Annotated in this window: 20 protein-coding genes; 15 read left to right on the plus strand and 5 right to left on the minus strand. The window is 68.4% G+C overall.

Features of this window, described 5'->3' with window-relative positions:
• Nucleotide 1: 1 nt before the first annotated feature.
• The 3 genes from ACGFH6_RS40140 to ACGFH6_RS40150 all read right to left on the minus strand — a co-directional run bounded on the left by ACGFH6_RS40140 (nt 2) and on the right by ACGFH6_RS40150 (nt 2656).
• On the minus strand, nt 2–769 hold the full coding sequence (locus ACGFH6_RS40140; protein ID WP_393395526.1) for a hypothetical protein: 768 nt from the start codon (nt 767–769) through the stop codon (nt 2–4).
• A gap of 234 nt (nt 770–1003) precedes the next feature.
• The gene (locus ACGFH6_RS40145; RefSeq protein WP_393395529.1) at nt 1004–1618 is read right to left on the minus strand and encodes a tetratricopeptide repeat protein; all 615 of its coding nucleotides are present in this window, start codon (nt 1616–1618) and stop codon (nt 1004–1006) included.
• 24 nt (nt 1619–1642) lie between these two features.
• A complete protein-coding gene (locus ACGFH6_RS40150) occupies nt 1643–2656 on the minus strand; it encodes an adenosine deaminase (RefSeq protein WP_393395533.1) in 1014 nt (337 codons plus the stop codon).
• Nucleotides 2657–2773: 117 nt separating this feature from the next.
• Between ACGFH6_RS40150 and ACGFH6_RS40155 the strand changes: the two genes are divergently transcribed.
• The 13 genes from ACGFH6_RS40155 (at nt 2774) to ACGFH6_RS40215 (ending at nt 13387) form a co-directional block, all read left to right on the plus strand.
• Nucleotides 2774–3601: an L-threonylcarbamoyladenylate synthase gene (locus ACGFH6_RS40155; protein ID WP_393395536.1), complete on the plus strand. Its 828-nt coding sequence runs from the start codon at nt 2774–2776 to the stop codon at nt 3599–3601.
• Nucleotides 3601–4719 (plus strand): glycosyltransferase family 4 protein, encoded by a 1119-nt coding sequence (locus ACGFH6_RS40160; protein ID WP_393395539.1) that lies wholly within the window; start codon nt 3601–3603, stop codon nt 4717–4719. The genes ACGFH6_RS40155 and ACGFH6_RS40160 overlap by 1 nt, the downstream gene beginning before the upstream one ends.
• 205 nt (nt 4720–4924) lie before the next feature.
• Nucleotides 4925–5389: a hypothetical protein gene (locus ACGFH6_RS40165; RefSeq protein WP_393395542.1), complete on the plus strand. Its 465-nt coding sequence runs from the start codon at nt 4925–4927 to the stop codon at nt 5387–5389.
• Nucleotides 5390–5512: 123 nt separating this feature from the next.
• The gene (locus ACGFH6_RS40170) at nt 5513–5728 is read left to right on the plus strand and encodes a hypothetical protein (protein WP_393395545.1); all 216 of its coding nucleotides are present in this window, start codon (nt 5513–5515) and stop codon (nt 5726–5728) included.
• 97 nt (nt 5729–5825) lie between these two features.
• Nucleotides 5826–6608: a F0F1 ATP synthase subunit A gene (gene atpB / locus ACGFH6_RS40175; RefSeq protein WP_393395548.1), complete on the plus strand. Its 783-nt coding sequence runs from the start codon at nt 5826–5828 to the stop codon at nt 6606–6608.
• 82 nt (nt 6609–6690) lie between these two features.
• Nucleotides 6691–6915, plus strand: coding sequence for an ATP synthase F0 subunit C (atpE, locus tag ACGFH6_RS40180; RefSeq protein WP_131356058.1), 225 nt, complete (start codon nt 6691–6693; stop codon nt 6913–6915).
• Nucleotides 6916–6946: 31 nt separating this feature from the next.
• Nucleotides 6947–7516 (plus strand): F0F1 ATP synthase subunit B, encoded by a 570-nt coding sequence (locus ACGFH6_RS40185; RefSeq protein WP_360446560.1) that lies wholly within the window; start codon nt 6947–6949, stop codon nt 7514–7516.
• Nucleotides 7516–8313 carry a F0F1 ATP synthase subunit delta gene (locus tag ACGFH6_RS40190; RefSeq protein ID WP_393395552.1) on the plus strand — a complete coding sequence of 266 codons (798 nt, stop codon included), beginning with the start codon at nt 7516–7518 and terminating at the stop codon, nt 8311–8313. The genes ACGFH6_RS40185 and ACGFH6_RS40190 overlap by 1 nt, the downstream gene beginning before the upstream one ends.
• An 88-nt stretch (nt 8314–8401) precedes the next feature.
• Nucleotides 8402–10039 carry a F0F1 ATP synthase subunit alpha gene (atpA, locus tag ACGFH6_RS40195; RefSeq protein ID WP_393395555.1) on the plus strand — a complete coding sequence of 546 codons (1638 nt, stop codon included), beginning with the start codon at nt 8402–8404 and terminating at the stop codon, nt 10037–10039.
• Nucleotides 10040–10045: 6 nt separating this feature from the next.
• Complete coding sequence (locus ACGFH6_RS40200) at nt 10046–10957, plus strand: F0F1 ATP synthase subunit gamma (RefSeq protein WP_393395558.1); 912 nt, start codon at nt 10046–10048, stop codon at nt 10955–10957.
• A gap of 5 nt (nt 10958–10962) precedes the next feature.
• Nucleotides 10963–12417 (plus strand): F0F1 ATP synthase subunit beta, encoded by a 1455-nt coding sequence (atpD, locus tag ACGFH6_RS40205; protein WP_393395561.1) that lies wholly within the window; start codon nt 10963–10965, stop codon nt 12415–12417.
• A gap of 1 nt (nt 12418) precedes the next feature.
• Nucleotides 12419–12823, plus strand: a complete 405-nt coding sequence (locus ACGFH6_RS40210) for a F0F1 ATP synthase subunit epsilon (protein WP_393395564.1) — start codon at nt 12419–12421, stop codon at nt 12821–12823.
• Nucleotides 12824–12955: 132 nt separating this feature from the next.
• Nucleotides 12956–13387, plus strand: a complete 432-nt coding sequence (locus ACGFH6_RS40215) for a DUF2550 domain-containing protein (RefSeq protein ID WP_393395567.1) — start codon at nt 12956–12958, stop codon at nt 13385–13387.
• A gap of 6 nt (nt 13388–13393) precedes the next feature.
• Here ACGFH6_RS40215 and ACGFH6_RS40220 read toward each other — a convergent pair whose 3' ends face one another.
• Entirely contained in the window at nt 13394–16246 is a 2853-nt protein-coding gene (locus ACGFH6_RS40220; protein ID WP_393395570.1) for a glycoside hydrolase family 2 TIM barrel-domain containing protein, read from the minus strand.
• 32 nt (nt 16247–16278) lie between these two features.
• On the opposite strand from ACGFH6_RS40220, the gene ACGFH6_RS40225 reads away from it, so the two are divergent.
• The gene (locus ACGFH6_RS40225) at nt 16279–17301 is read left to right on the plus strand and encodes a sugar-binding transcriptional regulator (RefSeq protein ID WP_393395573.1); all 1023 of its coding nucleotides are present in this window, start codon (nt 16279–16281) and stop codon (nt 17299–17301) included.
• On the opposite strand, the gene ACGFH6_RS40230 is transcribed toward ACGFH6_RS40225, so the two are convergent.
• The gene (locus tag ACGFH6_RS40230; protein WP_393395576.1) at nt 17273–19024 is read right to left on the minus strand and encodes a glycoside hydrolase family 127 protein; all 1752 of its coding nucleotides are present in this window, start codon (nt 19022–19024) and stop codon (nt 17273–17275) included. The two genes, ACGFH6_RS40225 and ACGFH6_RS40230, sit on opposite strands and share 29 nt — an antisense overlap.
• A 237-nt stretch (nt 19025–19261) precedes the next feature.
• Between ACGFH6_RS40230 and ACGFH6_RS40235 the strand changes: the two genes are divergently transcribed.
• Nucleotides 19262–21628 (plus strand): Ig-like domain-containing protein, encoded by a 2367-nt coding sequence (locus ACGFH6_RS40235; RefSeq protein WP_393395579.1) that lies wholly within the window; start codon nt 19262–19264, stop codon nt 21626–21628.
• The last annotated feature ends 14 nt before the right edge of the window (nt 21629–21642 follow it).

A 21642-nucleotide genomic window follows, 5' to 3' on the forward strand; every position in this document is an offset into this window, starting at 1 on the left:
CCTACTCGTGGACCACGAACTCCGGGTGGGGTTTGAGGGCGAGGACCTGAGGTGGCGTCATCAGCGGACCGTGCCGGGCGTCTTCGGTGTAGAAGAGTTTGAAGCCGGCGTGCACAGACGGTGGAAGGGTGGCCGTCAGCTTGCCCCAGGTCTCGAGTTTGTCGATGCGGGCGCCGATGCCGTCGACGGACTTGATCGTGACGACGCCGGGGTGTTTCGTCAGCGCCTTCTCGTTGCTGACGATGCGGGTGGAGAGCTGGTGGAAGACGAACACCTTCTCCGGCAGGTCGTTCGCGCGGACCAGACCCGACAGGTACGACGCGATGCTGTCGAGCTCGGCGCCGGTCGTATGACCGAAGACGCGGCCGGGGACCTGACCCGGACCGACCGCCCACTCCGGGTCGAACGCCAGCCCGACGTCGGGCTCCTTCAGCCAGCGTTCGAGCCGCTTCACCTCGGGCAGGATCTTCGCCCGGCCCGGCTGGATGTCCAGCAGCAACAGCATCTTGTGCTTGCGTGCGACCGTCAGGTACTCGTCGATCGCCGCGTCGGCCAGCCGTCCGCGATACAGCCCGTCCTTGCCCGGCGACCCCTTCGCGACCACCGCGATGAGCTCCATCACCGGCTGCGGTGTCCGCCCGGCGGCGTACGACTTGGAGAGCTTCTCCAGCGTCGCCGCCTTCTTCTCCAGGTCCTTGTCCAGTGGCCCGAGTGCGGGTGAGCCGGGGAGGCCGACGTACCCGACGAGTTGGTACTTCGGGAAGATCACGCGCCCGCCCCGCGGCAACTGGCCGTTGGCAGGTGGAGCAGGAGGCGGTGGTGGTGTCGCCTGTGCGGACGGACTGGGGCCTGTGTTTGTCGGCGTAGATGTAGGTGTGGAGGCGACCTTCGCGGGTGTATCGGTGCACGCGGCCACGCCGACCAGCACGCCGGCCATGGCCAGCACCTCACAAACTCTCCGCATCGCTCCAGCCAACCACGAACCGCGCAGGAACCAACCCACTCACGCTGCCGCGCGGGTCCGGGCCAGGCCGTCGGCGGCGCGCGTGATGACCGATTCCTGCCCGTCGTCGAGAGCGAGCTCGAGCGCCCGCGTGAAATGCGGACGCGCCTGCCCCGGATCGCCCTTGGCCAGCAAGGTTTCCGCGAGCCGGAGATGCGCGTTCTGCTCGGACTGCCGCGAATCGCTCTCCAACGCCAGTGCCAGCGACTTCCGGCCGACCTCCAGCGCCTCCGCCCACTGCCCCCGCCGCGTGTACGCCGTACTGAGGAAGGCGTACGTGTAGATCAGGCTGCTGACCAGAGCCTCGAATCGACTCAGGTCCACCGCATCCGGTGCGATCCGCAGGCTGTAGCCGTCCCGGGTGCGGATCAGCACACCTTCCGGCAGCAACTTGCGCAGCCGGTAGATGTACGGCGGCACGATCTGTCTGCCGGTCGACGGCGGGGCGTCACCCCAGACGAGGTCGACCAACTCGTCCGGGGTGATCACCTGGTTCGGCCGCAGTGCGAGAACGGCGAGCAGTGCCTGCTGCCGGATCGGCCCGAGGTCAAGCCGACGGTCTCCCGACCAGCCGTGCAGTGGGCCCAGCAGGTCCAGCCGCAGGTCGCCCGTCACGCCCCGAAGGATAACGTGGAGCGATCAACCGGCTACGTAGGAGTCGATCTCCTGCAGCAGGGCGTGCTTCACGGAGTCCTCGGCGAACGACACCCGGACGGCGGTCTTGGCGAGCTCGGCGACACCGGCCTCGTCGAGCTCGAGCAGACGGGCGGCGACGGCGTACTCGTTCGTGAGGTTGGTGCCGAACATCGGCGGGTCGTCGGAGTTGATGGTGACGACCAGGCCGGCGTCGACCATCGCGCGCAGCGGGTGCTCGTCGTACGACGCGACCGCGCGGGTGGCGATGTTCGACGTCGGGCTCACCTCGAGCGGGATCCGGTGCTCACCCAGGTAGTCGACCAGCGCCGGGTCCTGCATCGCCGACGTACCGTGGCCGATCCGCTCGGCCTTCAGCACCCGGACCGCGTCCCAGATCGTCTCCGGACCGGTCGTCTCACCCGCGTGCGGCACGCTGTGCAGCCCGGCGGCGAGCGCGGCCTCGAAGTGCGGCTGGAACTGCGGCCGCGGTACGCCGATCTCCGGTCCGCCGAGGCCGAACCCGACCAGGCCCTCCGGCCGGATCCTGGTCGCGATCCGTAGCGTCTCGTCGGCGCCCGGCACCCCGTCCTCACCGGAGATGTCGAAGATCCACCGCAGCGTGATCCCGAGTTCCTTCTCGGCCGCGACCCGCGCGTCCTCGATCGCCTCGCAGTACGCCTCGGGCGCGATCCCACGGACCACCGACGTGTACGGCGTGCAGGTCAGCTCGGCGTACCGCAGGTTCTGCGCGGCCATCTCGCGGGCGACCTCGAAGGTCAGCAGCCGGACGTCCTCGGGCGTCCTGATCAGCTCGACGACGCTCAGGTAGACCTCGATGAACTTGGCGAAGTCGGTGAACTGGAAGTACTCGGCCAGCGCGGCCGGATCGGCCGGCACCGGCGACCCGGGGTGCCGGGCGGCGAGCTCGGCGACGATCCGCGGCGACGCGGACCCGACGTGGTGGACATGCAGTTCGGCCTTCGGCAACCCGGCAAGGAACTCACGCGACACAGTCATGCCGGGATCCTAGGGACCCCCGGCCCGATCCGCTGGAAAGCTCACAATCACTTGTCAGGATCCGCCGGGCCGTGGCCCGGCTGGAGTCGCGGGGGTCGCGAGTGGCACGATGCGTGCGTGAGTGAGCGCTTCGACTTCACCGGCGACGAGCTGGCACCGGCCTATCGAGCGGCCGTGGATGCCATCGAGGCCGGCGACCTGGTCGTCCTTCCGACCGACACCGTCTACGGGATCGCCGCGGACGCCTTCAAGGCGGACGCCGTCCAGCGGCTGCTGGATGCCAAGGGCCGTGGCCGGGACATGCCGCCGCCGGTGCTGATCTCGGTGGTGGAGTCGCTGGACGCGCTCGCCACCGACGTCCCCGACGACGGCCGCACGCTGTGCCAGGAGTTCTGGCCCGGCCCGCTGACGGTGATCTGCCACGCGCAGACCTCGCTGATGTGGGACTTGGGCGAGACCAAGGGCACGGTCGCGCTGCGCGTGCCCGACCACGAGAACACCCGCGAACTGCTCTCCCGGACCGGTCCGCTCGCGGTCAGCTCGGCGAACAAGAGCGGCCGGCCCGCGGCGCTTGACGTGTACGACGCCGAGGAGCAGTTGGAGGACACGGTCGCGGTCTATCTGGACGGCGGTACGGCGACCGGTGGGCAGCCGTCCACGATCGTCGACATCACCGGCGACACGCCTCACGTCGTACGGCTCGGCGCGCTGTCGCTGGAGCAGCTCCGGGCCGTCGTCCCGGGCGTCACCAGCTACCTGGACGACGAGAAGCCGGACGACGAGCCGGAAGAGAAGAAGGACGAAGAGCCGGACGAAAAGCCGGACGTAGAGCCGGAAGCGAAGGACGAACCGGAAGACGAGCCAACCGAACGTCCGGTCGGGGCGTCCAAGCAAGAGGACGACCCGAAGCCGACGAAACCGGATGATGTGAGGCCTGCGGACTAGTGCGCGAGTATCTGCTGGTCCTGTTCGTGGCGATGGCCACGACCTTCCTGCTGACCGGCGTGGCCCGGCAGATCGCGCTGCGGTACGGCGCTGTCGCGAAGGTACGGGCCCGGGACGTGCACAAGGTTCCGATCCCGTACTTCGGCGGCATCTCGATCCTCGGCGGCCTGATCGCCGCGTTCGCGGTCGCGTCCAGCCTGCCGTTCCTCGGCAACAGCCTGCAGGTCGCGCACGACGCCCGGGCGATCCTGATCGGCGGCGTGGTGATCTGCGCCGTCGGCGTAGTCGACGACCTGTACGAGCTGGACGCGATCACCAAGCTGGCCGGCGAGGTGCTCGCGGTCGGCGTGATGGTTGTCCAGGGCATCCAGTTGTACTGGCTCCCGTTGCCCGGCGGTGTGGTGTCGCCATCGGCCGCGCAGCTCGCCGTACTGACCGCCGGCATCCTGCTGGTGTCCTGCAACGCGGTGAACTTCGTCGATGGCCTGGACGGCCTGGCCGCCGGCGTCACCGCGATCGGGGCGACCGCGTTCTTCATCTACTCCTACCTGCTGAACTTCGAGCAGAACCTCGACCGGGCCACGACCTCGACCCTGATCACGGTCGCGCTGGCCGGTGCCTGCCTCGGCTTCCTGCCGCACAACTTCTTCCCCGCCAGGGTCTTCATGGGCGATTCCGGTGCCCTGCTGATCGGCCTGATGCTGGCCGCGTCGACGATCAGCCTCACCGGCCAGATGGACCCGAACGCGGTGCCGTACGAGGTCGGCGGCTCCAGCCTGCTGCCGGCGCTGCTCCCGCTGGTCCTGCCGATCGCCGTGCTCGCGATCCCCGCGCTGGACCTGACGATGGCCTACGTACGCCGTACCAAGGCCGGCCGGTCGCCGTTCGCGGCGGACAAACTCCATCTGCACCACCGGCTGATGCAACGCGGCCACTCGCACCGCCGCGCGGTCCTGCTGATGTACCTGTGGACCGCCCTGATCGCCTACGGCGTGGTGGTCCTCGGGCTCGTCCTGTTCTGGTGGACCGCTCTGATCGTGCTGGCCGTCGCGGTCACCGCGGTCCTGCTCACCACCGGTCTGCCGGGGCGGTCCCGGAAACCGCTCGCCAAGATCTGATCCAGAACGACCAGGGACCAGACCACTGGTCGGTGTGGCCTACCGATAGGGTGTTCGTGTACAGCGGCAGGACCGCTCGTTTTGCTGACCGTGCAGACTTTGTGCTAGTTTTCACAAGCACCAGCAAAGAACAGCGACACCCCTGACCCCGCCCACCCGACGACCGAGCCGCGAGACCCGGTCGCCAGCAGGACGGAACCAGCAGATGGCTCCCTCGGCTCACAGCCCGAAAGTCGCCGGCCAGGCCACTCGGCACCCGGCGCTGGCAATGCTGCGTGGCGCTCTGGTCGCCGCGCTCGTCGTCGGCGTCAACGCGGCCGCGGTGTCCACCGTCGCGGCCGGTCTGCCCGGCCTGTGGGGCGCGTTGCTGGGGTTCTTGATGGTCGTCATCTTCTCCGGCGCGGGCCTGCTCGCGCTGCACCTGTCCCGCCGTACCTCCCCGACGATGCAACTCGCCGTCGCGATGGCGTCGTACACCGGCCGGATCGCGATCTTCGGCGGCCTGCTCGCGGTCGCGCTGAGCTCGGACGGCCTGGCCAGGCACGTGAATCTGACCGTGCTCGGCATCTCAGCGCTGGTGGTCGTGATGGGCTGGATGGCCGGCGAGATCTGGGCCTGGTCGCGGCTGCGCATCCCGATCTACGACCTCGACGGCGAGGTGACCGCATGACCACCTTGGGTAACGGCTTGAACGAGCGGAGCGAGTTCATCATCAAGCGCCTCCCTGCTGTGGTGAGGGTTACGGGAGCCGATGTGACCGGTCGTGTCGCGGACTGGTACCTTTCGGGTGCCAATGAGCGAGCACGAGGATCCGAAGCCATCACCCGGCAATGCGGGCGACGGCTGGCGGGTCCTGTCCTACTTGATCGGCGGTGTCGTCGTGTACGGCGCCATCGGGTTCGGGTTGGATCGCCTGCTAGGCACCCAGTTCTTACTCCCGGTGGGCATCGTCCTCGGTGCCGGGCTCACCGTTTTGTTGCTGCACTTCCGGTACGGGTCGCGGTCCTGACCCACGCCGGGTCTGACGTTGTTGACCGCCATGCCCTGAGCCGCCCTGCCCTTAGCCACAAGGCGTCCGACTTGAGCACGACGCGAGAGGAGACCCGGTGATTGCCGGCGTTCCGACCGAGTTCACCCCGCCCGGTCCCGAAAGCTTCGACCTTCCGCCGATCATCGACGGCGTGGACTGGTTCACCAAGCCAGTGCTGGTGTCCGCCCTGACTGTCGTCGTGATCATCTGGTTCTTCTGGGGTGCGTCCCGCAAGGCGGCGATCGTGCCGAGCAAGCTGCAGTTCGCCGGTGAGCTCGGGTACAACTTCGTCCGCAACTCGATCGCCCGCGACGCCATCGGCAGCGCGGAGCACATGCGCTTCGTGCCCTACCTGTGCGGCCTGTTCTTCTTCATCCTGCTGAACAACGTCGCCGCGACCGTCCCGCTGGTCCAGTTCCCCACGTTCAGCCACATCGGCTGGGCGTACACGGCGGCGATCATGACCTGGGTGATCTACAACGCGGTCGGCATCAGGAGGCACGGCACCTGGGGCTACTTCAAGCTCCAGACCATGCCGGCCGGCGTGCCGGTCTGGCTGATGCCGCTGATGATCCCGATCGAGTTCATCTCGAACATCCTGGTCCGGCCCGTCTCCCTGAGCCTGCGGTTGTTCGCCAACATGTTCGCCGGCCACATCCTGCTCCTGGTCTTCGTGCTCGGTGGCGAGTACCTGGTCTTCGAGACCAGCAACATCGCCCTGGCCGGCGTCGGTGTCGTGACCTGGCTGATGGGCCTCGCGATCGCCGGTCTGGAGCTGTTCGTCCAGTGCATCCAGGCGTACATCTTCGTCGTGCTGACCGCGCAGTACATCGGCAGCGCGATCGCCGAGGAGCACTGATCCGCAGTACCTGCACCGCCCCACAGACCGTAGTAACGGAAATCCGGATAGCCGCTATCCGTACCGAAAGGAACACACTGCAATGACCGCACTCGACATCACCGGCAACATCGCAGTACTGGGTTACGGCCTCGCCGCGATCGGCCCGGGCGTCGGCGTCGGCCTGATCTTCGCCGCCGTGATCAACGGCACCGCGCGGCAGCCGGAGGCGCAGAGCAAGCTGCAGTCGATCGCATGGATCGGCTTCGGCGTGACCGAGGTTCTGGCGATCATCGGTATCGCGCTCGCCTTCGTCTTCCGTACCTGAGCTACTTTCCTCCGACTGACAGGATTCAGACATGTTGACGAAGGTGCTACCGCTGGCCGCGGAGGGTGAGCAAGTCAACCCGCTGGTGCCACACACCGCCGAGATCATTTTCGGTTTCGTCTTCCTGATCCTGCTGGCCATCGCCTTCGCCAAGGTCGTCGTGCCCAAGTTCGAGAAGGCGTACGCCGATCGGACCCAGGCGATCGAAGGCGGGATGGATGCGGCCAAGCAGGCCCAGGCCGAGGCGAAGGCGGCTCTGGACAAGTACAACGCGCAGCTGGCCGAGGCCCGGCAGGAAGCGGCGAAGATCCGCGAGGACGCGCGTGAGCAGGGTGCGCAGATCATCGCGGAGATGCGTGAGCAGGCGAACGCCGAGTCCGAGCGGATCGTCACCCACGCGCGGACCCAGATCGACGCCGAGCGGGCGCAGGCCGTGGCCTCGCTGCGGGCCGAGGTCGGCACGATGGCGACCACGCTGGCCGGCCGCATCGTCGGGGAGTCGCTCGAGGACGAGGCGCGTCAGCGTCGCACCGTCGAGCGGTTCCTGGCCGACCTCGAGGCCTCCGAGTCCGCACGTCAGGCCGTCGGAACGGACGGCTGATGCGCGGCGCATCGAACGAGTCACTCGCCAAGGCCCGGGAGGCCCTGGCGAGTGTCACGGTGACCGATGAGCTCGGGACCGAGCTGTTCTCGGTGGCCAAGCTGCTGGACGGCACGGGCGCGCTCCGGCGCGCACTGACCGACCCGGCCCGGCCGCGGGACGCCCGCGTCGCGCTGGTCCAGCAGTTGCTCGGCGGGAAGATCTCCACCCCGGCGGAGGAGGTCCTGACCGCCGCCGTGGCCGGCCGCTGGGTCAGCAGCCGCGACCTCGCGGACGCGCTGGACCAGCTCAGTGTCGAGGCCGAGGTGGCGTACGCCGACACCCGGCGCAAGCTGGACGACGTCGAGGACGAGCTGTTCCGGCTGGACCGGATCGTCGCGGTGGAGCGGGGGCTGAGCGACAAGCTCAGCGACCACAACATCCCGCTCACCGCCCGGCAGCAGCTGCTCGCCGGACTGCTGCAGGGCAAGGCCGACGCCGCCACGATGCGGCTGGCCGAGCGTGCGGTGGACGGACGCGGCCGGAGCTTCGCGGCGTCGCTGCGGTCCTACCAGGTCGCCGCGGCGGCCCGGCGCAACGCCAGCATCGCCACCGTCCGGGTCGCGACCGACCTCTCCGAGGCCGAGCGCACCCGGCTGGCCGAGGCACTCGGCCGTCAGTACGGCCGGGACATCCAGCTGAACGTGATCGTCGACCCCAACGTGGTCGGCGGCGTACGGGTGGACATCGGCGACGAAGTGATCGACGGAACCATCGCGGCCAGGCTCGACGAAGCGCAACGGCGCATCGCGGGCTGAACCCCCTTAACGACATAAAGCGGCGCTAGGGGTCGGGAAAGCCTTTAGAGCCACAACAGGCCAGCAGGGTCAAGGAAGCAGGAACACAATGGCTGAGCTCACGATCAGGCCGGAGGAGATCCGGGACGCCCTGGATCGGTTCGTCACCGAGTACCAACCGGCGGAGGCGGCCCGCGAAGAGGTCGGCACCGTGGTCGACGCGGGTGACGGTATCGCGCACGTCGAGGGCCTGCCCTCGGCGATGACCAACGAGCTGCTCGAGTTCGAGGACGGCACCCGGGGCATCGCGCTGAACCTGGACGTCCGCGACATCGGTGTCGTCGTCCTCGGTGAGTTCGACGGGATCGAGGAGGGCCAGCAGGTCCGCCGGACCGGCTCGGTGCTGTCGGTGCCGGTCGGCGAGGGCTACCTCGGCCGCGTCGTCGACCCGCTGGGCAAGCCGATCGACGGCCTGGGCGAGATCAAGGACCTCGAGGGCGACCGCGCGCTGGAGCTCCAGGCGGCCGGCGTGATGGACCGCCAGGAGGTCCGCGAGCCGCTGCAGACCGGCATCAAGGCGATCGACGGGATGATCCCGATCGGCCGCGGTCAGCGCGAGCTGATCATCGGCGACCGCAAGACAGGCAAGACGGCGATCGCGGTCGACACGATCATCAACCAGAAAGCGAACTGGGAGTCCGGCGACCCGAAGAAGCAGGTCCGCTGCATCTACGTCGCGGTCGGCCAGAAGGGCTCCACGATCGCCGCGGTCCGCGGTGCGCTCGAAGAGGCCGGCGCGATGGAGTACACCACCATCGTCGCCTCCCCGGCGTCCGACCCGGCCGGCTTCAAGTACGTCGCGCCGTACACCGGCTCGGCCATCGGCCAGCACTGGATGTACCAGGGCAAGCACGTGCTGATCGTCTTCGACGACCTGACCAAGCAGGCCGAGGCGTACCGCGCGATGTCACTGCTGCTGCGCCGCCCGCCGGGCCGTGAGGCCTACCCGGGTGACGTCTTCTACCTGCACAGCCGTCTGCTGGAGCGCTGCGCGAAGCTGTCCGACGAGCTCGGCGCCGGTTCGATGACCGGTCTGCCGATCATCGAGACCAAGGCCAACGACGTGTCGGCGTTCATCCCGACGAACGTCATCTCGATCACCGACGGCCAGATCTTCCTGCAGTCGGACCTGTTCAACGCCAACATCCGGCCGGCCATCGACGTCGGTATCTCGGTGTCCCGGGTCGGTGGCGCCGCGCAGGTCAAGGGCATGAAGAACGTGTCCGGCTCGCTGAAGATCGACCTGGCCCAGTTCCGCGCGATGGAGGCGTTCGCGATGTTCGCGTCCGACCTCGACGCCACCTCCCGCCGGCAGCTCGACCGGGGTCAGCGGCTGGTCCAGCTGCTCCGTCAGCCGCAGTACTCGCCGTACCCGGTGGAGGAGCAGATCGTCTCCATCTGGTCCGGTACGACGGGCAAGTTCGACGAGGTTCCGGTCGACGACGTACTGCGCTTCGAGCGGGACTTCCTGGACTACCTGCGCCGGGAGAGCAAGGTGCTCGACAGCATCCGCGAATCCGGTCTGTTCGACGACGACTCGGCCCAGGCCGTGACCGAGGCGCTGAACGCGTTCAAGCCGACCTTCCAGACCTCCGAGGGCACCCTGCTGGGCACCGAGGCGGAGGCCGAGGCGATGGACGAGGCGGACGTCGAGCAGGAGCAGATCGTCCGGCAGAAGCGGGGCTGATCGACCGTGCCAGCCAATCTGCGGGAGCTACGCGATCGCAAGGCCTCGGTCTCGACGATCAAGAAGCTCACCCGGGCGATGGAGCTCATCGCGGCGTCCCGGATCGTCAAGGCGCAGCAGCGCGCCCAGGCGGCCGGTCCGTACGCGCGTGAGCTCACCCGTGCCGTGTCGGCGGTGGCGACGTTCTCGAACGTCGACCACCCGCTGACCACCGAGAAGCCCGACCCGAAGCGCGCCGCGGTGCTGCTGATCACCTCCGACCGCGGTCAGGCCGGGGCGTACTCGGCCAACGTGATCCGCGAAGGGGAGCGGCTGAACCAGCTGCTGCACGAGGACGGGAAAGAGGTCGTCCCGTACCTCAGCGGCCGCAAGGGCATCGCGTACTACACCTTCCGGCAGCGCGACGTCGCGCAGTCGTGGAGCGGTGACTCCGACGCTCCGTCGTTCGCCCGTGCGCGGGAGATCGCCGACGCGCTGATCGAGGCCTTCCTGACCCCGACCGAGGACGGCGGCGTGGACGAGATCCACATCGTCTTCACCCGGTTCGTGTCGATGCTGACCCAGCGCGCGGACGTGATCCGCCTGCTGCCGCTGGAGGTCGTCGAGGGCGAGGAGGCGCCGGCGGCGGACGACGTGCTGCCGCTGTACGAGTTCGAGCCGTCCGCCGAAGAGGTGCTCGACGGGCTGCTGCCGAAGTACGTCGCCAGCCGGATCCACTACTGCATGCTGCAGGCGGCCGCTTCCGAGCTGGCCAACCGGCAGCGGGCGATGAAGTCGGCGACGGACAACGCGCAGGACCTGATCGAGAAGCTCACGCGGGACCTCAACCAGGCCCGCCAGGCCCAAATTACCCAGGAAATCAGCGAGATCGTCGGTGGCGCCAGCGCGCTGGCCGACGCGAACGCCGGGAGCGAGTGAGAGAGATGACTGCCACGGTTACCGAGAAGAACAACGAGGCCGGCTCGACTGCCGTCGGTCGCGTCGCCCGGGTGATCGGCCCGGTCGTCGACGTCGAGTTCCCAGCGGACACGATGCCGGACATGTACAACGCGCTCGAGGTGGACATCACCCTGGGCGACACCACCCAGACGATCACCCTCGAGGTCGCGCTGCACGTCGGCGACAACATCGTCCGGGCGATCTCGATGAAGCCCACCGACGGCCTGGTCCGCGGCGTCGAGGTGCGCGACACCGGCTCCGCGATCTCCGTGCCGGTCGGCGACGTCACCAAGGGCCGGGTCTGGTCCGTGACCGGCAAGTGCCTGAACCAGGACGAGTCCGAGTTCGAGATCGCCGAGCGCTGGCCGATCCACCGCAAGGCGCCGGCCTTCGACCAGCTCGAGTCCAAGACCGAGATGCTGGAGACCGGCATCAAGGTCCTCGACCTGCTCACGCCGTACGTGCAGGGCGGCAAGATCGGCCTGTTCGGCGGTGCGGGTGTCGGCAAGACCGTCTTGATCCAGGAGATGATCTACCGGATCGCCCACAACTTCGGCGGTACGTCGGTGTTCGCCGGCGTGGGCGAGCGGACCCGCGAGGGCAACGACCTCATCAACGAGATGGAAGAGGCCGGCGTCTTCAAGGACACCGCGCTGGTCTTCGGTCAGATGGACGAGCCGCCGGGCACCCGGCTGCGGGTCGCGCTGTCCGCGCTGACGATGGCGGAGTACTTCCGCGACGTCAAGGAGCAGGACGTGCTGCTCTTCATCGACAACATCTTCCGGTTCACCCAGGCCGGTTCCGAGGTCTCCACGCTGCTCGGCCGGATGCCGAGCGCGGTGGGTTACCAGCCGAACCTGGCCGACGAGATGGGCGTGCTGCAGGAGCGGATCACCTCGACCCGGGGTCACTCGATCACCTCGATGCAGGCGATCTACGTGCCCGCGGACGACTACACCGACCCGGCGCCGGCCACCACGTTCGCGCACCTGGACGCGACCACCGAGCTCTCGCGTGACATCGCCGCTCGTGGTCTGTACCCGGCCGTGGACCCGCTGACCTCGACGTCGCGGATCCTCGACCCGCAGTACATCGGCCAGGACCACTACGACGTGGCGGTCCGGGTGAAGCAGATCCTGCAGAAGAACAAGGAACTGCAGGACATCATCGCCATCCTCGGTGTCGACGAGCTCTCCGAAGAGGACAAGATCACCGTCGCGCGGGCGCGCCGGATCGAGCAGTTCCTGTCCCAGAACACCTACATGGCGGAGAAGTTCACCAACATCCCGGGCTCGACGGTGCCGCTGAAGGACACCATCGAGTCGTTCAAGAAGATCACCGAAGGCGAGTGCGACCACATCGCCGAGCAGGCGTTCTTCAACGTCGGTTCGCTCGAGGACGTCGAGCGCAAGTGGGCCGAGCTGCAGAAGGAAAACTGACATGGCCGACGAAGCTGCCAAGCACCTCGAGGTCGCGCTGGTCGCGGCCGAGCGGACCGTGTGGCAGGGTCAGGCCAGGATCGTCATCGCCCGCACCACGGACGGTGACGTCGGGATCCTGCCCGGCCACGCGCCGCTGCTGGGCCTGTTGCAGGGTGGCACCGTCCAGGTGCGGACCGTCGACGACGAGTACTTCGTCGCGGCCGCGCCGGACGGCTTCATCTCGGTGGCGAACGACCGGGTCTCGATCCTGGCCGAGAACGCCGAGATGGGTCACGACATCGACCTCGAGGAAGCCCGGCGCGAACTCGAGGAAGCGCTGGCGACCGGCAGCGAGACCGATGCCGACTCCGACGAGGTCCGCCTCGCCGAAGCCCGGGTGAGGGCCGCCGAGAAGACGGCCTGACCGGGGCGGTGGGGTGGGCCGCCGATGGCCCACCACCCACCTGCCATAATCGAACATCGTCACTGACAGTACGGTTCTCCGGGGTGCCCGGGGCAGTACGCTATCGGGCACCGGGAATGAGGTCGGCAAGGTATGAGGACAGTCCTCGATGTCGTCGGGGTCTGTCTGCTTGCCGCCGTACTGCTGATCATCGCGTTCGCGTGCCGCCGTCGCTGGTTGTCCAGGGACGGCGGCACTTTCGATTGCAGCCTGCAGTTGGCCGAGAAGGACCACGGCCGCGGCTGGGCCCTCGGCCTGGCCCGCTACGTCGGTGACGAACTGCAGTGGTTCCGGGTCTTCAGCCTGGTCTGGTGGCCGAAGCTCGTCGTCAACCGCCACCAACTCGAAGGCATCACCACCCGCCGTCCGATGGGCAACGAGCCCCTCGTCACGTACGCCGGCCACGTGATAGTCGACGCCGCCCTCCAAGACCGCACAGTCCACCTCGCCATGACCGAAGAAGCCCTCACCGGCGTACTGGCCTGGGTGGAATCCGCCCCACCCAGCAGCCAGACCTATCACTGACCCTGCTCAGCCGAGGCTGAAGCGGAAGTGGTGTGGCCGGGGTTGTAGGTCGTGGGGCGGGAGGATCGGCGCGCCGCTGGTCGGGCTGCCCAGGCCGTGCTGCAGGGCGTCCAGGGTCATCCAGAGGTGATCGGTGGGCACCAGATCTTCTCGATGCCCGGCGTCTGCCAGTTCGGCGAGGGTCCATCTGCGGAGAGTCAGGGCCAGGTGCGGCTCGGCGGTCAGCGTGAGCTTCCCGGCGGTCCCGGACAACTCTGCCCAGCGGACGTCGCCGCGTGCGCCGTTCTCCTGGGGGTAGATGTACGGGACCTGGAGGTCGTCGATCGTCGAGGTGTAGCGGCCGACCCGCGCGGCCGCCCGGGAGTCCGGGTACGCCTGACCGGGGCCGAGGCCGAACCAGGTCACGCGGTCGAACCCTGCCGGCAGGCCGAACGTCACCCCGAGGCGCGCCCACGGCACGGTCCATTCGCCGACCGGCTCGACTTCGACGTCCGCGGTCACCCGATCGCCGTCCGAAGTCCAGCGGTACGTCGTCAGCACCCGAGCGTCAGTGGCCGCGGCGCCGACCATCGTCACCACGACCAGTTCGTCCCCGGTCGGCTCCACCGACACCGTCCGGTACCGCAACCGATGCAGCCCAGCGGCAGCCCATCTCGCCTTCCGATCTCGCGTCGTCGCGTCCCACGTCCGGGCGTCGTGTTGAGTAGGCGCCCGCCACAACTCCAACGGCACGTGCACCACCTCCCAGCCGGACAACCCGAGCAGGCGTCCCGTCCTCCCGCAGAATCGCCCACCCCCCAGCCGGACCTCGCCCTCCGGCCCGATCCGTCTGATGGGCTGACCCACCGGACGGTGGGTTGGGGCGAGCGGCGGCGCGAGTCGTGACTGGGTGAAGGCGATCTCGTGGCCCGTGGATGCCCAGGCGGTGTCGGTCTTCAGTACTGCGCGGACCGTCAGCCAGCGTTCACGGTTCTGCATCGGCGCGGTGATCGAGGGGAGGGGGACGGTTGCCTCGCCGCCTGCTGGGATCGTGGGGAGGTCCAGAGTGCCGCGGGCGATGACCTCGCCTTCGTCTGCGGCTGACCACTGGAGTGACAGGTGTGACGTGTCCAGGACGTCGTACCTGTTGGCGAGGCGGAGGGTGTTGGCGGTGATGGTGAGGTGGACGGGCTCGAAGGCTTTGCGGACTTCGAGGAGGACTGGCTGGGGAGTGAGGTCGGGGAAGACGAGGCCGTCGAGGACGTAGTTGCCGTCGTGCAGTTCCTCGCCGAAGTCACCGCCGTACGCATAGGTGCCGTCCGGCCGCAGGATGCCATGTTCCATCCACTCCCAGAGGAATCCGCCTTGGCACCGCTCGTACCGGTGGAACAGTTCCTCGTACTCCGGCAGTCCACCAGGACCGTTGCCTCCGGCATGCGAGTACTCGCACAGCACGAACGGCATCGCCCGCCGCCGTGCGTCCAGCACCGGATCGTCCAGCGGCGGCTCGGCCCGCTTCCCGATCTCCTCGACCTCGGCATGAGCGGCGTACATCCGGCTGTACACGTCCACGTCCGCACAGCTCGGATCGCCTTCGTAGTGCAGCGGCCGCGACGGATCCCGCTCCCGCGTCCACTCCGCCATCGCGGTGAGGTTCCGGCCGATCCCGGCCTCGTTGCCCAGCGACCACATCACCACGCACGGGTGGTTCTTGTCCCGCTCGACCATCCGCCGCATCCGGTCCACCGACGCGTCCAGGAAGCGCGGATCGCCGGCAGGGTTCCCGTGCCAGTCCAGCAGGAAGAAGCCGTGGGTCTCGTAGTCGCACTCGTCCATCACCCAGAACCCGAGTTCGTCGCACAGCTCCAGCAGCCGCGAGTCCGGCGGGTAGTGGCTGGTCCGGATCGCGTTGATGTTGTGCTGCTTCATCACCAGCAGTTCCTGCCGCAGCCGCTCCTCGGGTACGACGCGGCCCAGCACGGGATCGTGCTCGTGCCGGTTGACCCCGTGGAACAGCACCCGCCGGCCGTTGACCGTGAGCACCCCGTCGACGATCGCCACCGTGCGGAATCCGATCCGCAACGCGACGCTCTCACCGGCGGTCTCCACCACGGCGTCGTACAAACGCGGCATCTCCGCCGACCACGGCTCGACCCCGGGGATCGTCAGCGTCTGGCCGGCCGGCGCCTCGACCTCCAGCTCCGCGATGCGCACGACCGCGCCCGGCCCGGCCTCGACCTTCAGGATCCCGGCACCATCCGCGTAGTCCGCATGCACGAAGACATCGCCCACCCCGTCGACCGGCCGTGCGATCAGCGTGACGTCGCGGAAGATCCCCGGCAGCCACCACATGTCCTGATCCTCGAGATAGCTCCCGGATGACCACTGGTGCACGCGGACCGCGAGCACGTTCCGCCCCGGCCGCAGTACCTCACCGACCGCGAACTCGGCCGGCACCCGGCTCCCGCGCGTCACCCCGAGCTCCACCCCGTTCAGCCACACCCGCGCACACGAGTCGACGCCGTCGAAGCGCAGTACCGTCGGTCCACTCCACGACGGCGGCAGCTCGAACACCAGCCGATGGTCGCCGGTCGGGTTCTCGGTCGGCACGTCCGGCGGATCGACCGGGAACGGATAGGCCTGATTCGTGTACGCCGGCCGCCCGTGCCCGTACATCGGCCAACTGGACGGCACCGGAAGAACGGCCCAGTCCGAGTCGTCGAAGTCGTCCCGCTCGAACCCATCGGGCGCCTCGGCCACCGACTCCGCAAGGTGAAACCGCCAGCTCCCGTTCAGACAGATCGACGGTGCGTCGGTCCGGATCGCGGCCCGCGGAGCCAGTACGCCGTACCCGGGTCCAGGGTCTTCGTAGTAGGTCATTCGAACCTTCCGATGCGGTTAGCATGCTGAGCATGACGACGGCGAGCGCGGGAGAGGGCCCACGCCAAGGGGTCCGGCGGCAGCCGTCGGCTGAGCAGCTGCGGCTGCTCACCAAGGTCGCGAAGCTGTACCACGAGCAGGGCGTGCGCCAGCCGCAGATCGCCGCGCAGCTGCACATCTCCCAGCCGCGGGTGTCCCGTCTGCTGAAGCAGGCCGTGGTGGCCGGCATCGTTCGTACGGTCGTGATCCCGCCGAGCGGCGTACACACCGAGCTCGAGAACGCGATCGAGCAGCGCTACGGGCTGCGCGAGGTGATCGTCGTCGATGCCAGTGGTGAGGACGACGCGCACATCATCCCGGCGCTCGGCGCGGCCGCGTCGGTGTACCTGGAGACCACGCTGACCGGCGGTGACCGGATCGGCATCTCGTCCTGGAGTTCGACGCTGCTCGCCACGGTCGAATCGATGACGCCGCGGCCGACGCAGGTGGCTGAGGAGGTCGTCCAGGTCCTCGGCGGCGTTGGCAACCCGGCTGCTCAGGCCCGCGCGGCCCGTCTGGTCGGCCGGCTGGCGGATCTCACCGGTGCGGTGCCGGTCCTGCTGCCAGTGCCCGGTCTGGTCGGCAGTGTGAGCGCGAAGCGCACGCTGATGAAGGACCCGGTGGTCACCGAGGTGATGGATGCCTGGTCGCGGCTCACGCTGCTGCTGGTCGGGATCGGCAGTCTCGAGCCGTCGCCGCTGCTGAAGGAGAGCGGCAACGCGATGACCGCCGAGGACCAGAAGGTCCTGCGGGACCAGGATGCGGTCGGCGACATCTGCCTCCGGTTCTTCGACGAGGCCGGCCAACCGGTCCGCTCCGAGCTCGACCAGCGGGTGCTCGGTCTGTCGGCCGCTCAGGTCCGCAGCGACGACCTCCGCAGCGTGGGGGTCGCGGGCGGTATGCGCAAGTACGCCGCCATCCGCGCCGCACTGCTGGGTGGATGGGTCGACGTACTCATCACCGACCGCTCGGTCGCCGAGCGCCTGGCTAACGAGCATCGACCCACACAGTCATAGGACCGACCGTCCGATTCGCCCACGCGTAGTAGGGGACCGCGGTCAACGTCTGCCCGTCCCGCGCCGGCACCTCGACCGTCGTCACCCCGCCAAGCAGTTCCGGCCGTTCCCGCTCGACCAGATCGCCCGCCACCACAGCCGTCTCATCCAGTACGACGTCCTGGTCGACCTGCTCGAAGCAGTACACCAACGGCCCACGCTCGATCGCCACACACCCGCGCACCGAATCGATCCGATCGTCCGGCTGAGTACGCCGCGCCTGTACCGGCAGTTCCAGCACCACTTGGTCGCCAACAGACCACTGCCGTCGTAGCGGCCCGGAAACGCTGGAACCATCTGCCCAGGCAGGGATGCGAAGACCCAGCGTCCAAGGCTCCGCCGGCGACTCAGTGATGGTCACCGTCACCCGACCGTGCCACGGATAGCGCGTGGCCATCTCGAACCCGACCCTGCCAACGGGCAACTCAGCGGTCACCACAGCCGGTGCGTAGAGGTGCACCTGGACTCCATCGGCGTCCGAAGTCGCCACGAGCTGGTCGAGTGAGGACAGAGTGCGCATGACGTTCGGCGGGCAGCACGCCGTCCCGTACCACGGCTGCCTCCCCGCGACCGCGGAACGCTGGTCGTCGGAGTACGCGTGCTGCCGCACCTTCAACGTGTTGACGTAGAAGAAGCTGTCACCGCTCAGCGAGACCCCCGAGATCACCGCGTTGTACAGCGTCCGCTCGATCAGGTCGGCGTACTTGCTGTCGCCGGTCGCGAGCAGCAGCCGCCAACTCCACTGCACGCTGGCGATGGCCGCGCAGGTCTCGCAGTACGCCGTGTCCGGTGGCAACTCGAACGGGTCGCCGAACGCCTCGCCGTACCACCGCGACCCGACGCCACCGGTCAGGTACGTCTGGCTGTCGGCCATCGTCTGCCACGTCTCCCGCAGCGCATCGAGCAACTCGGCGTCACCAGTCTCGACCGCGACATCGGTCGCTCCAGAGGCCAGGTACAACGCCCGTACGGCGTGCCCCGCGAGTGTCCGCACCTCGCGCACCGGCAGATGGTCCTGGAAGTACGCCGGCCCGTGGTGCCCGGGAGGTACCAGCAACCCGCGCCCCCGCGCCTCGACGAAGTACGACGCCAGCTCCAGGTACGACGCCGTCCCGGTCTCGCGGTACAGGTCGACCAACGCCATCTCGATCAACGGATGACCGTCGACGCCTTCCATGCGCCCGGGCCCGAAGGTCTTGCAGAGCAGATCGGCGAAGCGGCACGCGACCTCGAGCAGCGTGCGATCGCCGGTGGCGCGGGACTGGGCGACCGCGGCCTGCAGCAGGTGGCCCGCGCAGTAGAGCTCGTGCCCCTTCTCCAGGTCTCCGAACCGCCGGCCGCCGAGTGCCAGTCGCGTGTGCGTGTTCAGGTAGCCGTCCGGTTCCTGTGCCTGTGCGACCAGTGCGCTCGCAGTCGTCTGCCAGGTCGCGAGATCTTCGGCCGGCTCCCGGGTCTGTTCCCAGGCGACCGCCTCGAGCCACTTGTAGACGTCGGTGTCGGCGAAGAGCTTCCCGGCGAAGGGCGGCTCCTGCCCGGGCGCGCGACGGAAGTTGCCGAGAGTTCCGGCCTCCTCGAGCCGCATCCCGGCGGCAGGGATCGTCGACGTCCGGTTGATCTGCTGGCGCTCCCGCCAGAAGCCGCCGGTGATCTTCGTGGCACCGAGGGGGAGCGGGCGAAGGGGCATGGCTGACAGGAAACCATCAGGGCGAAGGCTCCGGCAAGACTTCGGTGCAAACGATTGCCGACGAGCGATCCTGTGACTGCAAACGATTGCAAATCATCCGCGTCATGCTCTTGACACTCCTTCGTAACCTCGGCAACCATGAGGCCGTCGATCCATTCGATGCCGACTAGATATTCAATCTGGTGCTCAATCGGCAGCCGCCCCTGCGAAAGTGAGGCCCAAAGTGAGGCGTGGACGATGACCGAAATCCCCTCCGGCTGGACCCGGCGCACGTTCGTCGGAACGACCGCCGCCGTCGGCGCCGCTGCCTCTCTCGGCATCGCCCCGACGGCCTCGGCCCAGACCGTCCCGACGGCACGCACCGCGGCAGCCGACGATCAGCTGCCCGCCTTCCCCGGTGCCGAGGGCGCCGGCAAGTGGGCCAAGGGTGGCCGCGGCGGATCCGTGTACGAGGTGACCACACTCGCCGACTCCGGCCCGGGATCGCTCCGCGAGGGCGTCTCCGGCTCGGACCGGACCATCGTGTTCCGGGTGTCCGGCACGATCGAGCTGAAGTCCCAGCTGCTGATCGCCGGCAACAACCTCACCATCGCCGGCCAGACCGCGCCCGGCGGTGGCATCTGCGTCTCCGGGTACGGCACCGGGATCAAGGGCAGCGCGCACGACATCGTGATCCGCTACGTGCGGTTCCGGCTCAGCGACCGCAACGAGATCGCCGACGACGCCTTCAACACCAACGTGCCGGGCTCGGTCAGCCCGGAGATCCGCAACCTGATCATCGACCACTGCTCGTTCAGCTGGGCCGTCGACGAGTGCCTGTCGCCGTACGGGAACTTCGACGTCACGATCCAGTGGTGCATCGTCTCCGAGGGCCTGGCGCTGTCCGCGCACCCGAAGAACCGGCACGGGTACGGCGGTATCTGGGGTGGCGAGCGCAACACCTACCACCACAACCTGATCGCCCACCAGGGCGGACGGCAGCCGCGGTTCGGCTACACCGAGGGCATCAACCTCGAGGTCGACCACTTCAACAACGTGGTCTACGACCACGGCTACACCTCGGTGTACGGCGGTGAGTGGGCCAACGGCATCAACATCGTCGGCAACTACTACAAGCCCGGCCCGACCACCCTGGGCGAAGTGGCACCGGTCATCGTGAGCGCCAACCGCGGCGGCCAGTGGTACGTGGCTGGCAACCACGTCGACGGCCATCCGGACGTCACCGCGCACAACCGGCGTGGCATCCGGTACCCGATCGGCGGCATCGTCGAACTGTCCGAGCCGCAGCCGATCCCGGGGACGTTCGACCCGGAGCCGGCGGCCAAGGCGTACGAGGCCGTCCTGGCGAACGCCGGTGCGATCCTGCCGCGGCGGGACGCGGTCGACGAGCGGGTCGTCAACGACGTCCGCAACGGCACCGGCCGGTTGATCAACTCGCAGAAGGAGGTCGGAGGCTTCCCGCCGCTGGTCCAGACCGAGGCACCGCTGGACTCCGACCACGACGGCATCCCGGACTGGTGGGAGCAGGCCAACGGCCTGGACCCCAACGACCCGTCCGACGCGCAGAAGATCGCGCCGAACGGCTACACCTATCTGGAGAACTACCTCAACTCGATCGTGCCCGACCCGGTCGGCAACCCGAGCGTGCGGATCACCAGCCCGCGGCACAACCAGACGATCCCCGGCCGGACCGCTCCAACCGTGACCGTGCAGGCGGACGCCGCCGCGGACAAGGGTGGCGAGCTCGCCACGGTCGAGTTCTTCGCCGGCGACCAGCTGATCGGTACCGCGACCAAGGCGCCGTACCAGATCCAGTGGAAGGACGTTGCCGACGGCACCTACTGGCTGACCGCGCGGGCGACGGACCGGAACGGGACCGCGACCCAGTCGGCCGCGGTGCCGGTGCATGTCAACCTTCAGGCCGGTACTCCGGGCTGGACGTCCGCCTCGGTCGGCAAGCCGGTGGTGCAGGGCTCGGGCAGCCTCGACGGCGGGATCCTCACGATCAAGGGCTCCGGCCGGATCCTGGGCCGAACCGGCAACTTCCACTACGTGTACCGCAAGCTCCAGGTCGGCGGTGCTGGATCGGTCGCCCAGATCACCGCCCGGCTGGACAAGATCGCGAAGGTCGCCAACGGCATCACGGCCGGCCTGATGATCCGCGACAGTCTGGACCCGGCCGCTCCGTTCATGTACGGCGGCGTCGGGTTCGGCGTGGCCGGCGGGATGGGCACGGTCGGCGACAACGCGAGCGGAGCGCCGGACGTCACCGACGACGGCGGCATGAAGGCGCAGGCGATCCGGATCCAGACCGACGGACCGATCCCCAGCGTCGGCCCCTGGCCATGGGACGACAGCTACCTCGACCCGACCAAGCAGTACTGGCTACGGCTGCTGCGGCGCGAGCGCCCGCAGGCGCGTGAGGTCGAGTTCGAGGCCTTCATCTCCACCGACAAGACCACGTGGGACCGCTTCGGCTACGAGAAGCTCGTGATGCCGAGCCGGACCTTCTACATCGGATTCGCGATCGACGGCGGCAAGGTGGACAACGACCTCGTCGACTACGGGACCGCGCAGTTCAGCAACATCTCGGTCGAGCAGTGAGGCAGGAAGCGAAG

This window comes from Kribbella sp. NPDC049227 (assembly GCF_043197265.1).
In the GTDB taxonomy this organism is placed as follows: domain Bacteria; phylum Actinomycetota; class Actinomycetes; order Propionibacteriales; family Kribbellaceae; genus Kribbella.

What these genes read in the sequence shown, in the direction of transcription:
- ACGFH6_RS40165 (WP_393395542.1), top strand. Translation starts at nt 4,925, where the DNA reads ATGGCTCCCTCGGCTCACAGCCCGAAAGTCGCCGGCCAGGCCACTCGG.
- ACGFH6_RS40230 (WP_393395576.1), bottom strand. Translation starts at nt 19,024, where the DNA reads ATGCCCCTTCGCCCGCTCCCCCTCGGTGCCACGAAGATCACCGGCGGC.
- atpE (WP_131356058.1), top strand. Translation starts at nt 6,691, where the DNA reads ATGACCGCACTCGACATCACCGGCAACATCGCAGTACTGGGTTACGGC.
- ACGFH6_RS40210 (WP_393395564.1), top strand. Translation starts at nt 12,419, where the DNA reads ATGGCCGACGAAGCTGCCAAGCACCTCGAGGTCGCGCTGGTCGCGGCC.
- ACGFH6_RS40170 (WP_393395545.1), top strand. Translation starts at nt 5,513, where the DNA reads ATGAGCGAGCACGAGGATCCGAAGCCATCACCCGGCAATGCGGGCGAC.
- ACGFH6_RS40215 (WP_393395567.1), top strand. Translation starts at nt 12,956, where the DNA reads ATGAGGACAGTCCTCGATGTCGTCGGGGTCTGTCTGCTTGCCGCCGTA.
- ACGFH6_RS40190 (WP_393395552.1), top strand. Translation starts at nt 7,516, where the DNA reads ATGCGCGGCGCATCGAACGAGTCACTCGCCAAGGCCCGGGAGGCCCTG.
- ACGFH6_RS40220 (WP_393395570.1), bottom strand. Translation starts at nt 16,246, where the DNA reads ATGACCTACTACGAAGACCCTGGACCCGGGTACGGCGTACTGGCTCCG.
- ACGFH6_RS40225 (WP_393395573.1), top strand. Translation starts at nt 16,279, where the DNA reads ATGACGACGGCGAGCGCGGGAGAGGGCCCACGCCAAGGGGTCCGGCGG.
- atpA (WP_393395555.1), top strand. Translation starts at nt 8,402, where the DNA reads ATGGCTGAGCTCACGATCAGGCCGGAGGAGATCCGGGACGCCCTGGAT.
- atpD (WP_393395561.1), top strand. Translation starts at nt 10,963, where the DNA reads ATGACTGCCACGGTTACCGAGAAGAACAACGAGGCCGGCTCGACTGCC.
- ACGFH6_RS40150 (WP_393395533.1), bottom strand. Translation starts at nt 2,656, where the DNA reads ATGACTGTGTCGCGTGAGTTCCTTGCCGGGTTGCCGAAGGCCGAACTG.
- ACGFH6_RS40185 (WP_360446560.1), top strand. Translation starts at nt 6,947, where the DNA reads ATGTTGACGAAGGTGCTACCGCTGGCCGCGGAGGGTGAGCAAGTCAAC.
- ACGFH6_RS40235 (WP_393395579.1), top strand. Translation starts at nt 19,262, where the DNA reads ATGACCGAAATCCCCTCCGGCTGGACCCGGCGCACGTTCGTCGGAACG.